Origin of the sequence: Chromohalobacter beijerinckii, from assembly GCF_023061185.1 — a bacterium.
Taxonomy (GTDB): Bacteria; Pseudomonadota; Gammaproteobacteria; order Pseudomonadales; family Halomonadaceae; genus Chromohalobacter; species Chromohalobacter beijerinckii.
Genome location: NZ_JAKGAK010000003.1, coordinates 244,698 through 261,597, shown reverse-complemented (window position 1 = coordinate 261,597; position 16,900 = coordinate 244,698). Strand labels below are relative to the sequence as shown.

Sequence of the window (16,900 nt, the reverse complement as noted above, 5' to 3'; positions counted from 1 at the left end):
AGATCCACATGTACACCGGTACCGAAAGCCCCACGACGGCGCGTGACAGCGAGATACTCGCGCGCCTCACCGAGAACTGGAACCAGCGCGTCGCGGTGCGCAAGGCGCGGCTCGACTTGAGCGAATATTACGACACCACGGCGCCAGATTTCCCACCATCAATGGTGCCCTTCTGGGACGACCCGCGTTTCCAGACCATCGACGAAGCGGACAAGCGCCGTGTGCTCGCCGGCGCCTGGATCAACTACAACGAGAAGACGATCTTCGTCGAGGACAAGGTCATCAATCCCATGTGCTCGTTGCTGCTGCGCGATGCCTTGCCCGGTGTCAGCGACACTGTCTCCAAAAAGGCGATCGCGCAAACCCAAGTGGATGAGCAATTCCACATCCTGATGTGCTTGGAGGTCTGTGACTGCGCACGCCGCCAGCACCAGCTACATGACTTGCGCATTCCCACGCCCCTGCTCGAGCAGCGCATGGAGACAGCGCTTTCCAAGGCGGACAACGAGCGCGAGTTCGCCTTGATCCGCATGGCCTACGCCACCGTGGCCGAGATGACCATCAACGTGTTCTTGAAACGTCTCTCGCAGGACCGCAGCATCCAGCCACTCAACCGTCTGAACACCGAACTTCACCGCCAGGACGAAGCCTCGCACGCCGCCATTTTCGGCGAGATTGCCCGCGCCGTTTACGAGCGTCTCGGTGCCGGACAGCAAGCCATCTTTCGCGCTCACCTGCTGCGCGCCATCGACGACTTCGTCGAACTCGACGTAGGCTTCTGGCGCGCCATTCTCGATTACCTGGCGATTCCCGAACGCGAGAGCATACTTCAAGACATGGCCTCGAAGAGCCGCACGAACCGCTCACTTCGCGATTACAGCGCGCTGGTCAAACTGTTGCGACAGATCGGCATTCACGAAGGCTCGAGTTTCGTTTTCCAATAACACGACACCGCACGAGCGGAGGCAACGCCTTGGCGCACTCAGGCGCCAAGGCGGCATCAAAGTGGGGCAGGCTCAGCGCGCGTGGAATTCACGCCCGGCCAGGGTCGGCGCGATCACGCCCGCGCGCACCACGAAGTCGCCGAATGCCTCATCCGCCTCGCGTTCGGCGGCGTAACGTTGAATCAGCGGCGTGAGCTCCTCGAGAATGGTCGCTTCGTCGATGTTCTCGCGGTAGAGCTTGTTGAGGCGCTCGCCGGCGAAGCCGCCCCCCAGATAAAGGTTGTAGCGTCCCAAGGTCTTGCCCACGAAGCCGATTTCCGCCAGGTAGGGCCGCGCACAACCGTTGGGGCAACCCGTCATACGCACGATGATGGCGTCGTCACTCAGGCCCGCGTCATGCATGATCGCCTCGAGCCGGTCGATGAGTGACGGCAGATATCGTTCGCTTTCGGCCATCGCCAAACCACAAGTGGGGAATGCCACGCAGGCCATTGCATGACGGCGCAGCGGCGTCGTCTCGAACGTCATCGCGTAATCCGCTAACAATGTGTCGATGGCCTCGCGACGCGCCTCGGGCACCTGAGTGATGATCAGATTCTGGTTGGTGGTCAACACGATATCGCCATCGTGCGCCTTGGCGATCTCGCGCATGCCCGTCATCAGCTGAGCGCCCCCGTCGACATCTGCCAGACGCCCGTTCTGAACGAACAATCCGTAATGCCAAAGGCCGTCTTCACCCTGATACCAGCCGAGCCGATCACCATTGTGAGTGAGCGGCAATTCATGCGCCGGCGCCAGCGACTCGCCCAAATACTCCTCGACACGCTCGCGGAAGCCTTCAACGCCCAGGGCCTCGACGGTGTACTTGAGACGCGCCTGCTTACGGTCGTGGCGATTGCCGTTATCACGCTGCACGAGCATGATCGCCTCCGACACGGCGGCCACGCGATCCGGCGTGCAGTAGCCGACGATGTCGGAAAGCCGCGGAAAGGTCGCGGTCTCACCGTGTGTCATGCCCATACCGCCACCGATGCAAACATTGAAGCCCTTGAGCTCGCCGGCCTGTACGTCGGCGATGAAGCCGACATCGTGGGCGAACACATCGACATCGTTTTCAGGCGGAATCGCCAGCGCGACCTTGAACTTGCGCGGCAGATAGTGCCGCGTATAGAGCGGCTCGACCTCGTCATCGGTTTCTTGAGGCCCGCCCGCCACGCGCTCCTCACCGAGGAAGATCTCGTGGTAGGCCCGAGTGCTCGGCAACAGACGAGTGCTGATCTCGTGCGCGAGGTCGTAGACCTGACGGTGCACCGGCGAGCGGTGCGGGTTGGCACTGCAGATCACGTTGCGGTTGACGTCGCCACAGGCGGCGATGGTGTCCATCATCGCCTTGTCCAGCGCTTGCAAGTGGCCGCGCAGGTTTTCCTTGAACACGCCGTGATACTGAAAGGTCTGGCGCGTAGTGATACGCAGCGTGCCGTTGGCATAGCGCATGGCGTTGTCGTCCAGTGTCAGCCACTGCTCAGGCGACACCCGCCCACCGGGTAAGCGCAGGCGCACCATGAACGAATACAGCGGCTCCAGCTTGCGATGGCGACGGTCGTCGCGCACATCACGATCATCCTGCTGATAGAAGCCGTGAAATTTGGTCAGTTGGGTATCCGCTTCATTGACCGCGCCGGTGGCCCGGTCGGCCAAGCTCTCCTCCAAGGTGCCATACAAATAGTGGCTCTCGACCTTGAGCCGTTCGTTGGTGTGCAGCTCGTCGAGCGACACGTCACGCATCTTGGCGATGATATCCATGTCGATCTCCTCAATAGACGTCGCGCTGATAGCGCTTTTGCTGCTGCAGGTCACGCAGGTACTCGGCAGCGGCTTCATCGTCGTATTCACCCTGCTCACGAATCACATCGAGCAAGGCCTGGTGGACGTCCGGCGCCATGCGCTCGGCATCGCCGCACACGAAGACATAAGCCCCGGCCTGTAGCCAATCATAGAGGGTAGCGGCCTGTTCGCGCAGGCGATCCTGCACATAAACCTTGTCTTGTTGGTCGCGGGAAAACGCCACGTCCAGTCGCGACAAGAGTCCTGTCTTGCGCCATTGCAGCCATTCGGCCTGATACAGGAAGTCGCTTCGCCGCCGCCGATCGCCGAAGAACAGCCAGTTGTCACCGCTCGCCCCACGCGCTTCGCGCTCCTGGAGAAAGGCCCGAAACGGTGCCACACCCGTGCCCGGACCAATCATCACGATGGGTGCCGCATCATCGTCGGGTAGCTTGAAGTGCTTGTTGTGATCGATGTAAATCGGCACTGAATCGCCGGGCTGCACGCGATCGGCGAGATAGGTCGTCGCCACACCGCCGCGAGCGCGACCATGCGTCTCGTAGCGCACCACGGCCACCGTGAGATGCACTTCGTCGGGAGACGCGGCCTGGCTCGAGGCAATCGAGTACAAGCGCGGCGGCAACTTGCGCAGCGCACGAATGAAGGTGTCCGCCTCCAGCCCCTCGACCGGAAAATGCTCCAGCACATCGATGATATGCCGTCCCTGAAGCCATTCGCGCAGCTCGTCGCGCGATTCCTCGTCGAGCAGGCGACGCAGTTCGGCATCGTCGCTGATCTCGGCCCAATGATTGAGGAAGGGACGCGTCAGCGTGGTGACCTCGAAATCGTTGAGCAAGGCATCGCGCAGCTGGCGCCCTTCCTCGAACGGTGCCTCGCCATCCAGTCGCAAGGCGGCCAGCAATTCATCGACATAAACAGGGTCGTTCTGCGGCACGACGCCCACGGCGTCACCGGGACTGTATTCCAGACCCGATTCTTCCAGGGACAACTCGACATGCAGCGTCTGCTTGTCGGAATCCTCAGTATTGAGCGGCTGCGCCTCCAGCACTTCCGCCTGGAAGGGATGCGAACGTGAGTAGGTCACCGCGACGTTCCCGGAACCCGACACGACACCCGCATCGCTCTGCGCCGAGGCCCCTGCAAGTTCCGCGAAGGCCGCGAGGGTCGATTCGATCCACTGCGTGGCGGTCTCCTCGTAGTCGACATCGGCATCGACACGTGCGCACAGGCGCTGCGCGCCGAGGGCCTCGAGACGGGAATCGAGGACCTTGCCGGACTCGCAGAAATATTCGTAACTGGCGTCGCCGAGTCCAAAGACGGCGAAGCGATGGTCGTCACTCAAACGTGGCGCCTTGCGTCCGGCCAGCAACTCGTAAAAACCCAAGGCGCTATCCGGCGGGTCGCCATCGCCCTGGGTACTGACCACCGCCATCAGCCGAGTGGCCTGCTTGAGGTCTTGCTTGCCGAAGGACGCCATATCCTTCAGCTCGACATCAAGCCCCCAAGCACGTGCCCGCTCGGCCGCCTGTTCGGCCACACCTTCGGCGTTGCCGGTCTGGCTGCCAAACAACACGGTCAGCGGCTCGCCAGGCGACGACGCCGTTTCGGCGCCCGGCGCGGCCGTCGGCGTATCGTACGCATCAAGTCCAGCCAAATATCCCTGCAGCCAGGCACGCTGCCGGGCGTCGAGATCGGCCAGCGCGTCATTGAGCCGTCGCGCCTGATCGGCACTGAGGGGGCTGTTCGATTCGGACAAGCGTCCCTGCGACATTGGACCTCTCATCGTTGCCGTAAATGATCGGGAGACGAAAACCCCTAGGCTAGGCAAATCTAAAAAGAATTAAAAATTCTAAAACGCGATCTTTATATTCTTTTTAAGCTTAAACCATCGAATCACGCACCTGGCCATCGTTCGCCTGCGAACCTCCTGGTCTTCAAGGTGTCAGCTCTCTAGACTAGATCCATATCTCGAACGCTTCACCCATCCAAGGAGACACCATGAGCGACTCCGCCGTCACGACCCAGTGGATCGACATTCCTTCGCATGACGGGCAGACCTTCAAGGGCTATCTGGCCCTGCCACCCGCGGGCAAGGGCCCCGGTATCGTCTTGATTCAGGAAATCTTCGGCGTCAACGCGCATATCCGCAGCGTCGCCGAACAGTACGCGCAGGACGGCTACGTTGTCCTCGCGCCGGATGTGTTCTGGCGTCAGGAGCCAGGCGTGGAACTCGCCTACGAGGGTACCGACATGGACAAGGCCTTCAAACTCGTCGGCGATATCGACTTCACGGTGGCCGTCAAGGACCTGGCCAGCACCACTCAGGTCTTGCGCCAGCGCGCCGAATGCGAAGGCGACATCACCGCTATCGGCTACTGCATGGGCGGTATACTCGCCTATCTGGCCGCCATTGAGTCAGGCGTCGACCGCGCGGCGAGCTTCTACCCCGGAGGCATCCACAAGCACTTGGACAAGGCGCCGCGTCTCGACGTACCGGTACAGTTCCATTTCGCCGGCAACGACGGGCATATCCCCGCCGAGACCGTCGACCAAGTCCGCACCACCTTCGCCGACCGCGACGACGTCACGATCAACGTCTACGATGGGGCCGACCACGGTTTCAACTGCTGGGCACGTAGCGCCTACCACCGTCACGCGGCTGCGCTTTCCCATGGTCGCACCCTGGTCTTCCTCGAAGGCCAGGACTGACCTCGGCGAGGCCCACGATCCCGAGAAACCCTCGCCTGAGGGTTTCTCGTCATCAACGAACGGACGCCCCGGCGTTTTCCATGGAGTCCCGCATGTCATATCGCTTCTTTATCGCCAATAAGAACTACTCGTCCTGGTCCATGCGCCCATGGGTGGCACTCAAAGCGCTTGATATTCCTTTCGAAGAGGTACTGACGCCGTTCGATGGCGCCGGCCCCCAGACGGCTTTCACGTCATTTTCGCCCACCGCCAAGGTGCCGTGCCTGCATGAGGGCGACAACGTGGTCTGGGACTCGTTGGCGATCATCGAGTATGTCGCCGAAGCCCACCCGGACCTCTGGCCTCGGTCACGCGCTGCCCGGGCTTGGGCACGTTGCGCCACCGCCGAAATGCATTCCGGCTTCCCGGCCTTGCGTGACGAATGCTCCATGAACTGCTCGTTGCGTATTGAACTGGACATGCCAAGTGAGGGCCTGCAACGGGACCTGGAGCGGCTGGAGACCCTATGGTGCGAAGGCCTGAAACGTTTCGGCGGCCCGTGGCTGGCGGGCGAACGCTTTACGGCCGTCGATGCTTTCTTCGCTCCGGTAGCAGTGCGCGTCCAGGGCTATGACCTGCCGCTCGGAGAAACAGCCTTAGCCTATGCGCAACGTCTACTCGAGCATCCCAGCGTCGCTGACTGGATATCCCAAGGCATCGCCGAGCCATGGATCGACGAGCCTCATGAGCAGGATTGCCTACGCGGCCGACGCGTCCTTGCGGACCGCCGCGCCTAATCACCACGTTCCCGCACCGCTCACCGAGCGGTGCGGCCCTCCACAGCAACTCGACGACCGGCGAACACCTTGTTTCGTCATCTAGAACGCCTGTGTCACCGCCATCGCCCCGGACACGCCTGCTTCGCGCCTCCCCGTCACGAAATATTAATTTAAAAACAACAAGTTAATAAACTACGAGCCAACTCCGAACATTACCTCGTGGAACACGAACCAATGGAGACATGCTCGCTCGACATGGCGCTGCTAACCGGAATGCGACCAGCAACCTCATGAGATGACTTCTCATTTACATTTGTTCTCGTTTACTATTCCACCCGCTCAAGCACAGGATGCATTTCTCCGGGATCGACCAGCACGGTATTCACCATCAGGAGCCTCTCATGACCTCGCTACGACACCTATGCATGGCGACTGCCGGTATTGCCGCGCTTTCCGCGACACTTCCGGCCAACGCCAAATCCCTGGAGACCGCCTTCGGTACGGTAGAGATCGACGACGATCCCACGCGTGTCGTCACGCTTTATACCAACGCACTGGATAGCGCGCTGACGGCGGGCGTGGCCCCTTTAGGAGCGGTCGCTACCCGAGGCGGTGACGGCGTCGCGCGTTACCTCAGCGAGCAGGCCGGGGATATCGAGATCGTCGGCACACCGCGTGAGACCAACATCGAAGCCGTGGCGGCGCTCAAGCCAGATGTCATTCTGGCTTCTCCGCGACTACCCGAGGCTCAGTACGACCTACTGTCGCACATCGCCCCGACCGTGGTGCCAGATGTCAAGCCCTACCAAATGGATAGCTGGGAGAATGAGGCACGGGTCTATGGCGAGGCACTCGGGCGCAGCGACGCCATCGATGACGCCATCGCCGAGGTCAATGCCAAGGCCGAGACGTTGAGTGAACATCAGAACGACTCTCCGAGCGCCAGCTTGATTCGCTGGATGCCGCAAGGCGCGCTCGTGATGGCGCCGCAAATCTTCTCCAACACACTCCTCAGCAAAAGCGGTTTTGCGGTCGACGACGGCGGTACCGTCAAAGAGGGACGCCCGCACAGCGACCCGTTGAGTCTCGAGAACCTCTCACGGATCGATAACGATTGGTTGTTCCTGGCCACGCTGAACGCCGAAGGCGACGAAGCTTACGAGGCGGCCAAGCAATCGCCGGCCTTCGAGCGTCTCGATGTCGTTCAGCGCGATCAGGTGGTTACCGTCGACGGTCAGTTGTGGACCAGTGCTACCGGGCCGATGGCGGCAAGGGCCATACTCGACGATATCGCCTCCGCCATGGATACGGCCCAATGATGGCGCCCACGGATGCCTAAGCACTTGATGGTGACGATGCTCTCATGCGTGTCCTGACTCATTGCCTGTCATTCGGCAAGCCGCGCTCATTGATCGGCCTGTGGCTTGGCTTGAGCGGACTGCTGGCCGCCATTGCGCTGTTGAGCTTGCTGTATGGGGCCGGTGATGTCGGCCCTGCACGCGCCTGGCAAGCACTGCAAAACTTAGGTGACGCCGCCTCATACGATAGCGAGGCTCATTTCGTGATCGCCGAGCTACGCGCCCCCCGGCTGTGGATCGGCCTGGTGGTGGGCGCCGCACTGGGTATCGCGGGCGCGTTACTTCAGGCCGTGACGCGCAATCCGCTGGCAGAACCCGGGCTGCTGGGCGTCAGCGCAGGGGCTGCATTCGCCGTGACGCTGGCGATCCTGTGGGGCGCCGATACCGCCACGCTACGCGTCTCGGTCGCCCAACTCGGCGCCCTGGGCGGTTGTCTCTGCGTACTTGCTGCCGCGCGCCTGCAAGGCATCGGCAGTGATCCCATCCGCCTCATCCTGGCCGGCGCCATCCTGTCGGGCCTGTTGCATTCGTTATCGTCGCTGATCCTCCTCTACGACCAGCACACGGCGGATGAAATTCGCTTCTGGGTGGTGGGCAGCCTCGCTGGCCGCCAACTCGACGACCTGGTGCCGCTATTCCCCACCCTGGGAGTGGCCGCATTGCTGACCATCCTCCTCGCGCGCCCACTGGCGGCGCTGGCGCTCGGTGAGCACGTCGCCATCGGGCTCGGGCATCATCCTCGCGTCGTGCGTCTGCTGGTAATCGTGGTCGTCGCCCTTCTAGTGGGTGGCGCCACCGCCGCGGCCGGCCCCATCGCCTTCGTAGGGCTGGTAGTCCCCTTCGCCGCACGCGCACTGGCCGGCCCCGACATTCGGCGCACGCTATGGTTATGCCTGCCGTTGGGCCCTATCGTCGTCGTCAGCGCGGATATCGTCTCGCGGCTCGTGGTGCCGCCTTCCGAACTCCCGCTGGGCGTGCTCACGGCGCTGATCGGTGCTCCGGTACTGATCGGCGTGGTGCGTGGCCGCCGGCTGCCGACGCTCTAGGCCGTTTATGCCCGACTCTGTATCCACGACATCTTCCATGGGACACGCCATGACGTCCCCCGCTGATACCCCGAACGCGGTGCGCCAGGACAAGTACTATCTCGCGTTGCCGCTGGGCCAGCGCGCCCCGCTGCGCGTGATCGTCGACAAGCGCAACCTGCTCGCCAATCTGCTGCTGTTAGGGCTCCTGATACTGCTGGCAGGCGTCTCACTGAATATCGGCAGCGCCGCGTCGCTATCGCTGCCGGCGACGCTTCGCGCCTTGCTAGGCGACGGCAGCCCACTCGACACCTTCGTGATTCAAGAATTGCGCTTGCCACGCGTGATTGCAGGCATCGTTACCGGTGGCGCCTTTGCGCTGGCCGGTTGCCTGATGCAGACCGTCGCGCGCAACCGCCTGGCGACGCCGGGGATCGTCGGTCTCGATAACGGCGCCACCGCCTTTGCCGTGGCCTCTGTGGTGGGCACCGGCATCAGCCTGGCGCCACCGGCCATGGCCCTGACCGGCGCCGCCGTCGCCGCAGCACTCACCTTCGGCTTGACGGGCCGCATCGGCGTGCGCGGGTATCGCTTCCTGGTCGCCGGCATCGGCGTCGGGGCCGTCTTTGGTGCCCTAACCCAACTCATGTTGACGCGGGTCTCCATCGACGCCGCCAATGCGGCCTACCCGTGGACGGTGGGCAGCCTCAATGCCCGCCCCGATCACGCAGTACTGAGCCTGTCCCTGGCCTTGCCGCCCGCGTTGCTGGCTGGCATATGGCTGACCCGCTCGCTCACCGTATTGCGACTTTCCGACGCCGTCGCCATCAGTTTGGGCATCGCGGCGGGACGCTGCCGGATGGCCGCCCTGAGCGTCGCGGTGATTCTCACCGGGCTCGCCGTGGCGGTCGCGGGACCGGTGGGAATGGTGGCGTTGATCGGCCCGGAGTTTGCGCGTCAGCTCAGCGCCAAGAACACGGTACCCGTGGTCGGAGCGACCCTCGCCGGGGCGGTGGTCATGGTCGCCGCCGACCTGCTCGGGCGCATGCTGCTCGCACCCATCGAGATCCCGGTGGGGATCGTCACCGCCCTGATCGGCAGCCCACTACTGCTGTGGATACTCTTGAACCCCAATGCCAGGACCGCGCCATGACACACGATGCCCCAGCCTGCGAGCGTGACACTGCTCAGCCCGACACCGCACCGGATATGACGGCGCCGGATATGGCGACTCAGGGCTTGTCGCTGGCGTACGGCTCGGTCGCGGTCATCGAGGATCTCGACCTGCAACTACCCGCTGGCCAGGTCACGGCCATCGTTGGCCCCAATGGCTGCGGCAAGTCGACGCTGCTGGCGGGCCTTTCGCGGCTGCTCAAACCCCGGGGCGGCACGGTGCTGCTCAACGGTACGGACATCCGGCACCAGCCGACCCGCCAACTGGCCAAGCGGCTGGCACTATTGCCGCAGCAGCCGCATGCCCCCGAGGCGTTGACCGTCGCTGAACTGGTGCGCTTCGGTCGGCATCCGCACCAGAGCTGGCTGCGCCAATGGTCCCCCGAGGACAAACGTATCGTCGATGAAGCACTGGATATGACAGGGCTCACGCCGCTTGCCCAGCGTCCCGTCGACGCGCTTTCCGGGGGCCAGCGCCAACGCGCGTGGATCGCCATGGCCATCGCCCAGCAGACCGCAACGCTGCTGCTCGACGAACCCACCTCGGCGCTCGACCTCGGCCATCAGGTCGAAGTCTATGAGCTCATCCAATCACTCGCCGCCTCGGGCAAGACCATCGTCATGGTCATCCACGACCTGGTCAGCGCATGTCGCTACGCCGACCACCTGATTGCCATGCACCAAGGCCATGTCATCGCCGAGGGGCTGCCCGGCGAGACGGTCACGCCGGAACTGGTCAGACGGCTGTACGGTGTCGAGTGCTCACTGATCACAGACCCCGTCACGGGCGCGCCTCTTCTTACCAACATCCGACGCACGCGTGACGCCCTCGACGGCAGTGCCACCTAGCCGCCCTATCACTGACACGCGTCTCTGGCTACCATCACGCCATATCCGGCAGCGGGCGACAGGCCCGGTGCCACGCCTTTCGCCGTCAGCAAGGACAACGCCATGCGTGATACGTTTCACTTTTACGAGCCACGCCAGAGCCACGAACTGCCGCACGACCCCTTCAATGCCATCGTCGGCCCCCGCCCTATCGGCTGGGTCTCTTCCCAGGACCGCGACGGCCACCTGAACCTGGCACCCTACAGTTTCTTCAACGCTTTCAATTACACGCCGCCGATCGTGGGCTTCTCCAGCATCGGCTACAAGGACAGCGTGCGTAATATCGAGGCCACGGGAGAATTCTGCTGGCACCTAGCGACCCGAGCACTCGCCGAGCAGATGAACGCCAGCTGCGCCAGCGTGGCACCCGAGGTCGACGAATTCGCGCTGGCCGGCTTGACGCCGCGTACCTCCCAGGTCGTCGACGTGCCGCATGTCGCCGAAGCGCGCGTCGCCTTCGAGTGCCGGCTGAGTCAGCTGATTCAGCTCCACTCCGCCGCCGGTGAGTCGCTCGAGACCTGGCTGGTGCTCGGCGAAGTCGTCGGTGTGCACATCGACCAGTCACTGCTACATGACGGCGTCTATCAGACCGCCGAGGCGCACCCCATTCTACGCGGCGGCGGCCCGGCCGATTATTTCGAAATCAGCGCCGAGCAAAACTTCAAGATGGCTCGCCCGAAATAACGACACCCTCCTCGGCACCGGCGCTTGAATGCAAGCATGTGTCGCCGCCCGAGTTGCCCCATACTGTCAGCGTCCCCGACATTGCATGAGCGACGCAAAGGGGGCGCAGATGGCAACCTTCCCGAAACGACCGTTAACCATGAAGGAGGCAGAACATGGCAGGCGGATGGTCGAAAGACGGCGCCGTCCAGGAGCAGATCGACAGCACCATCGAGGACGCTCTGGAACGCGCGCGTAGCGAGCTACCCAGCGGGGAAAGCCTCGAATACTGCGAAGAATGCGGCGACCCGATTCCACAGGCACGACGTGAAGCGATAAAAGGCGTGCGGTTGTGCATCGCATGTCAGAGCGAGCGCGACAAGCAGCGCACCACCGTCAGTGGCTACAATCGACGCGGCAGCAAGGACAGCCAATTGCGCTAGGAGCTGGCGATCATACCCGTCAGGATGGCAATGCTCTGTTTGCCGGTGGCTCCCCCACACCGTTGCCTCATGGGCCACGCCCCCCCGCGTGATACACTAGCGCTCACTTTCGTATCCGCAACGCAGGACGCCGCCATGTCCCTCGACGATCTTCACCTCAACCTTCGCAACTTGACGCCCGAGGACTATCCACAGCTCAAGACGCTGATGGATCGTGTCTATCACGATCTCGGCGGCGCCTGGCCGCAGCGCACCATCGAGCGTTTGATCAGCGAGTTCCCCGACGGCCAGATCGTCATCGAGGATGACCAGACACTGGTCGGCGTGGCGCTGACCGCTCGCGTCGACTACGAGGAATTTTCCAACCCGCACCGCTACGACGATCTGATGGATCAGCGGGAGATCATCCTCAACGCCCCCAAAGGCGACGCCATGTATGGCCTGGACGTGCTGATCGATCCTGCTTATCGCGGCTACCGGCTCGGCAGGCGCCTCTACGAAGCCCGCAAGGATCTGTGCAAATCGTTGAACATGCGGGCCATCCTTGCCGGCGGGCGGATTCCCAACTATCACCAGCACGCCAGCGACATGTCGCCGGCCGAGTACCTGGATCAGGTCTCGCGCAAGGAGATCCACGACCCCATCCTGTCCTTCCAACTGGCCAACGATTTCCAGGTCAAGCGGCTGTTGCGCAAGTACCTGCCGGAGGACGAAAAATCTCAGGGCTACGCGACCCTGCTCGAGTGGAACAACATCCTTTTCGAACCGGCCGAGTCAGTGCTCGACACTCGCAAGACCCAGATTCGGGTCGGCGCGGTGCAATGGCAGATGCGCGAGTTCTCCTCGGTGGAGGCGGTCTTGCAGCAGGCCGAGTACTTCGTCGATGCGCTGTCGGACTATCAAAGCGACTTCGCGGTCTTCCCGGAGCTCTTCAACGCGCCGCTGATGGGCCTGCAGGACCGCGCCGCTCAGCAGGATCAAATCGCGGCCATCCGCTTTCTGGCCGGCTTCACCGAACACTTCAAGACCGAGCTGTCACGCATGGCGGTGTCCTACAACATCAACATCATCGCCGGTTCGATGATCGAGGAACACGACGACGGGCACCTCTACAACATCGCCTACCTGTTCCACCGCGACGGCGACATAGAGGCGCAGGCCAAACTTCACATCACCCCCCAAGAGCGCCGCGACTGGATCATCGAGGGCGGCGATGACCTAAAGGTCTTCGATACCGATGCCGGCCGAATCGGCATCCTGATTTGCTACGATGTCGAGTTTCCAGAGCTCTCACGTCTGCTCGCCGATCAAGACATGGACATCCTCTTCGTGCCGTTCTGGACCGATACCAAGAACGGCTACCTGCGTGTGCGCCACTGCTCTCAGGCACGCGCCATCGAAAACGAATGCTACGTGGTGCTCTGCGGTAGTGTCGGCAACGTGCCCTCGATCGAGAACATGGAGATCCAGTATGCACAGTCCTCGGTGTTCTCGCCTTCGGACTTCGCCTTCCCCCACGATGCGGTGCTGGCCGAAACCACGCCCAATACCGAGATGATCATGTTCTCGGATCTCGACCTGACCCGTCTCACAGTAGTGCGCAACGAAGGCTCGGTCACCAACCTGAAGGACCGCCGCCAGGATCTGTTCGACCTGCGCTGGCGCGACTGGTCATGGAAGTCGGGCTCGCGCCAGGAAGACGCTTGAATCGATGCGTCGTGGGAGACGTCGAGAAGGAGCCCAGTCATGAAATGGTGGAACGCCTGGCGTGGCGCGCGTCACCCCTTCCCCGCCGAGGCCTGGGCTGAGGGCCTTGCGCGGGTACCGCTATTGATGACATTACCCGATGAGGACGCACGCCGCCTCGGCGAGCGCGCCTGGGCCTTCCTTCGCCGCAAGCGGCTTTCATTATTCGATGACGAGTTGTTCGACCTTCCCGCACGGTTGGCGCTGGTCGCCCAGGCCTGCCTGATGACGCTCTACTGGTCGGAGGGTGACGCCCGCGAGGCCTTTGCTAACGTCCATGAGGTGCGCGTACTGCCGGAGGCATTCCGCAGCAAGGTCGCGGAGATGGACGAGGCGGGCGTGGTCCACGAATTCGAGGACGAACGCGTCGGCGAGACTTGGCATCAGGGGCCTATCGTCCTGGCGTTGTCGGACATCCAGGAAAGCGGCGGCTGGGGCGGCTTCAACGTCATCATTCATGAGTTCGCCCACAAGCTGGACATGGGCAACTCACTGGACGCCGACGGCTTCCCACCCTTGCCACGCGATATCGATCCACGTGACTGGCACCGCGTCTTTACCGACGTGTGGGAAGACCTTCAAGCGCATCTGGCTCGCGGCGACGCGCCCCCCATCGACGACTACGCCGCCAGCCATCCCGGCGAATGCTTCGCGGTTTGCTGCGAGTACTTCTTCACCGCCCCCGATGTCCTGAACGCCGCCTATCCTGAGCTCTACGCGCTGCTGGGACGCTACTTCCGGCAGGACCCGCTGAGGCGTTACCCGTCGCACTGAGTGCTCACTGGCGGGTGCGGGCACGCTCGTAGAGTGTGGGGTCATCCTTGCTGCTCTCGTCACTTCCGCCGCTCTCATTACTCTCACCGCTACGGGTGCCTTCACCATTATCGTTTGCATCGTCCGAGTGACTGTCGTCGCTGCCACCGACCACCTCGGAGAGCGTTTCCAGTGGCGATGACACCAGATTCTCAAGCGCCTCACGGATCGCCTGACCGGCAACACTGCCGAAATCCACCGATCCTGGTTCGTCGAGTGGCAAGCGCATGGGGATATCGAGTTCAATAGTGCCGTCGTCACTCTTCAGGACACCGACCAGTGTCTTGAGCGGCAGATCGGTGGCCGAAGCATTGACCTCTTCACCAAGCTTGAGCCGATGCAAAACAAGATGATTCTGTGCTCTCAGGCGGCCTTGCTCGAGCCGGTAGTCGAGATCCAGCGTCGCCTGGCCCCGCTCGACGGCATAGCCACCGAACTCGCGCAGGTAGGGCGCCAAGGTCTTGAGGTCGAGACGCTCGAAGTGCAAGTTCAGGTTGCCGTTCAGGGCGTCACCGAGCGGGTCGAAGGCACCCTCTATGCGTAGCGGCGAGCCGTCGGCCACCTGGCCCTCGAGCGATAACTGGCCGTCACCCGGCTGGTTGGAGTTGAGGTGTCGCCACTCACCATTCAATGCCGAAAAATCGAGCTCGAACGGACGCGGCAGGTGACGGTCGCTGAAGGCCACCGCGCCACGCTCGATGGCTAGGGTGTCAAGCGCATAGCGCATGCCGCTGCCCTCGGAGCCATCATCCTCAGAACCGCCATCCTCAGAACCATTGTTCGGTGACGGCGGCCGCCAGGCGGTAAGGTTAGTGTCGAGTCGTTCATCGATCGTCACATCGAGCCAGGGTGCTGCAAGCGACACCCGCTCGGCGGTCAGTTCAGGCACCGCGCTGGCGAACGTCAGTCCTTTCACGGCGACGCGTTCAGCACGGGCGATGGTCTGATCCTTCTCAGGATCACGCATCTCGAGCCCTTCGATCACGCCCTGACCGTTGACCTGTGTGCCGGCATCACTGGCGCGGCCCGCACGCAGTCGAATCTGCGCGCCAAGCGACCCTGCCGCCGGCTCGGCGCGAACGACGTATGCCAGATAGCCGGACAGCGTCGTCAGCGGCACTTGGTCCGCCTCGAGATCGACATCCACCGTCCACGGCGAGAAACCCATCTCGCCCGCCCCCTTCAGCGTGCCGCCATTCCAGTCTGCCTGCCCCTGCAGAGAAAAGGGCCGATCATCGCTATTGTCATAATGGCGCACTTCGAGATCGAGGCTTTTCAGGCTCAGCGTCAGCGGCTCATCGGGTCGCCGATTGATCCAGTCCAGCCGGCCATCGCTGACGTTGAGTTGGGCGATACGCAGTGGTGCCGACTCACCGCCCCCACCGTCACCGCCGAATAGTTGGGCCAGGTTCCACTCGCCTCCGGAGCGCCAGATCAGTTGCAGCCGCGGCGACTTTAACTCGATTCGCTCGAAGCGCCAGCCCGATTCGAACAGCGAGTGCCAATCGAAGGTCGCCACTACCCGTTGGCTCAAGAAAACCGGTGTGTCGGCCTGACCAGCAATACGTAGCCCGTCGAGGGTGACCTGGTGGCGCCATGGGGTGAGGGTGACGTCGTCGATGGATACTTGGCGGCCGCTGCGATCGCTCAGCGTCTGGCTGAGGCGCTGGTCGATATACGCCGGTAACGCCCACAGCCAGGCGACCAGAAATAGCAGCACTAGCGCCGCCAGTACACTCAGCCCTATGCCAAGGCGACGCAGCGGCTGAGCGTGTCCTGTCGAGCTCACCTCGCCAGGCGCTCGGCAAGCTCGTCGAGATCGCTCACCGTCATGTCGGGTTCATCGCCCCAGGGGTCGAAAGGCGCCTCAGCGCTGCGACGTACCCAGGCCGCGTGCAAGCCGGCATACTTGGCCCCGATGATGTCGAAGGGATTGCTGGAAATCAGCCAGGTATCGGCAGCGTTCGACTCGGTGCATTGGCGCAGATAGGCGTACACGGCGGGGTCGGGCTTGAAGCGCTTGATATCGTCGACACTAACGATAGCGTCGAACCGCTCGCGGATACCCGCCTGCGCCAGCAATTCCGTCACAGCCTCCTGGGTGCCGTTAGAAAACGCCACGCAATACATGCCGGCATCGCTCAAGCGTGCCAACCCCGCCGCGACATCGGGGAACGCCGGCAAGCGCCCATAAAGCGCCATCAACCGATCCTTGGCGACTTCCGAAAGCTGGCTGCCCATGGCGCGGTCGGTGAATTCCAGCGCATCGCGCGTGCAATCGGCGAAGCTCGCATAGGCCCCCATCAGCGAGCGACGGAAGGCAAACTCGAGTTGCTTATCCCGCCAACGCTGCGAAAAAGGCAACGCCATGTCGGTATCGCCCAGTTCCTTGTTCAAGGCTTCCACGACACCGTGGGTGTCGATCAAGGTGCCATAGACATCGAAAGCCAATACACGCTTATTCATATGTCGTCCTTATCACGCTTGTCTCAGTGGGTGACACGAAGTCCCAACCCTTCTCAGATTGGTCGTTTT

15 protein-coding genes are annotated in these 16,900 nt (G+C 62.6%); 11 read left to right on the top strand and 4 right to left on the bottom strand.

What is annotated here, in order from left to right; translation table 11 throughout:
• Positions 1-8: 8 nt before the first annotated feature.
• Entirely contained in the window at positions 9-944 is a 936-nt protein-coding gene (locus L1075_RS04765; RefSeq protein WP_075368101.1) for a diiron oxygenase, read from the top strand.
• A 72-nt stretch (positions 945-1,016) separates the two neighbouring features.
• On the opposite strand, the gene L1075_RS04760 is transcribed toward L1075_RS04765, so the two are convergent.
• Both L1075_RS04760 and L1075_RS04755 read right to left on the bottom strand, forming a co-directional pair.
• On the bottom strand, positions 1,017-2,747 hold the full coding sequence (locus L1075_RS04760; protein WP_246940416.1) for an NADPH-dependent assimilatory sulfite reductase hemoprotein subunit: 1,731 nt from the start codon (positions 2,745-2,747) through the stop codon (positions 1,017-1,019).
• A gap of 10 nt (positions 2,748-2,757) precedes the next feature.
• Positions 2,758-4,560, bottom strand: a complete 1,803-nt coding sequence (locus L1075_RS04755; RefSeq protein WP_246940414.1) for an assimilatory sulfite reductase (NADPH) flavoprotein subunit — start codon at positions 4,558-4,560, stop codon at positions 2,758-2,760.
• 227 nt (positions 4,561-4,787) lie between these two features.
• Here L1075_RS04755 and L1075_RS04750 point away from each other — a divergent pair, with 227 nt between their 5' ends.
• From L1075_RS04750 to L1075_RS04705, 10 genes are all read left to right on the top strand, one after another.
• Positions 4,788-5,498: a dienelactone hydrolase family protein gene (locus L1075_RS04750; RefSeq protein ID WP_246940412.1), complete on the top strand. Its 711-nt coding sequence runs from the start codon at positions 4,788-4,790 to the stop codon at positions 5,496-5,498.
• 92 nt (positions 5,499-5,590) lie between these two features.
• A complete protein-coding gene (locus L1075_RS04745; RefSeq protein ID WP_246940410.1) occupies positions 5,591-6,274 on the top strand; it encodes a glutathione S-transferase family protein in 684 nt (227 codons plus the stop codon).
• Between the two features lie 383 nt (positions 6,275-6,657).
• The gene (locus tag L1075_RS04740) at positions 6,658-7,575 is read left to right on the top strand and encodes an ABC transporter substrate-binding protein (protein ID WP_246940408.1); all 918 of its coding nucleotides are present in this window, start codon (positions 6,658-6,660) and stop codon (positions 7,573-7,575) included.
• Positions 7,576-7,619: 44 nt separating this feature from the next.
• Positions 7,620-8,660, top strand: coding sequence for a FecCD family ABC transporter permease (locus L1075_RS04735; RefSeq protein ID WP_246940406.1), 1,041 nt, complete (start codon positions 7,620-7,622; stop codon positions 8,658-8,660).
• Between the two features lie 49 nt (positions 8,661-8,709).
• Positions 8,710-9,792, top strand: coding sequence for a FecCD family ABC transporter permease (locus L1075_RS04730; RefSeq protein ID WP_246940403.1), 1,083 nt, complete (start codon positions 8,710-8,712; stop codon positions 9,790-9,792).
• A 56-nt stretch (positions 9,793-9,848) separates the two neighbouring features.
• A complete protein-coding gene (locus L1075_RS04725) occupies positions 9,849-10,661 on the top strand; it encodes an ABC transporter ATP-binding protein (RefSeq protein WP_246940496.1) in 813 nt (270 codons plus the stop codon).
• A 102-nt stretch (positions 10,662-10,763) separates the two neighbouring features.
• Entirely contained in the window at positions 10,764-11,384 is a 621-nt protein-coding gene (locus L1075_RS04720; RefSeq protein WP_246940400.1) for a flavin reductase family protein, read from the top strand.
• Between the two features lie 155 nt (positions 11,385-11,539).
• On the top strand, positions 11,540-11,806 hold the full coding sequence (locus L1075_RS04715; RefSeq protein WP_246895572.1) for a DksA/TraR family C4-type zinc finger protein: 267 nt from the start codon (positions 11,540-11,542) through the stop codon (positions 11,804-11,806).
• A 135-nt stretch (positions 11,807-11,941) separates the two neighbouring features.
• Positions 11,942-13,513 (top strand): carbon-nitrogen hydrolase family protein, encoded by a 1,572-nt coding sequence (locus L1075_RS04710; protein ID WP_246940397.1) that lies wholly within the window; start codon positions 11,942-11,944, stop codon positions 13,511-13,513.
• A gap of 39 nt (positions 13,514-13,552) precedes the next feature.
• On the top strand, positions 13,553-14,326 hold the full coding sequence (locus tag L1075_RS04705; protein WP_246940394.1) for a M90 family metallopeptidase: 774 nt from the start codon (positions 13,553-13,555) through the stop codon (positions 14,324-14,326).
• A 4-nt stretch (positions 14,327-14,330) separates the two neighbouring features.
• Here the strand turns inward: L1075_RS04705 and L1075_RS04700 are convergent, their stop codons facing one another.
• Entirely contained in the window at positions 14,331-16,154 is a 1,824-nt protein-coding gene (locus tag L1075_RS04700; RefSeq protein ID WP_246940392.1) for a DUF748 domain-containing protein, read from the bottom strand.
• The gene (locus tag L1075_RS04695) at positions 16,151-16,831 is read right to left on the bottom strand and encodes a haloacid dehalogenase type II (protein ID WP_246940389.1); all 681 of its coding nucleotides are present in this window, start codon (positions 16,829-16,831) and stop codon (positions 16,151-16,153) included. Before L1075_RS04695 ends, L1075_RS04700 begins: the two co-directional genes overlap by 4 nt.
• Positions 16,832-16,900: the final 69 nt, after the last annotated feature.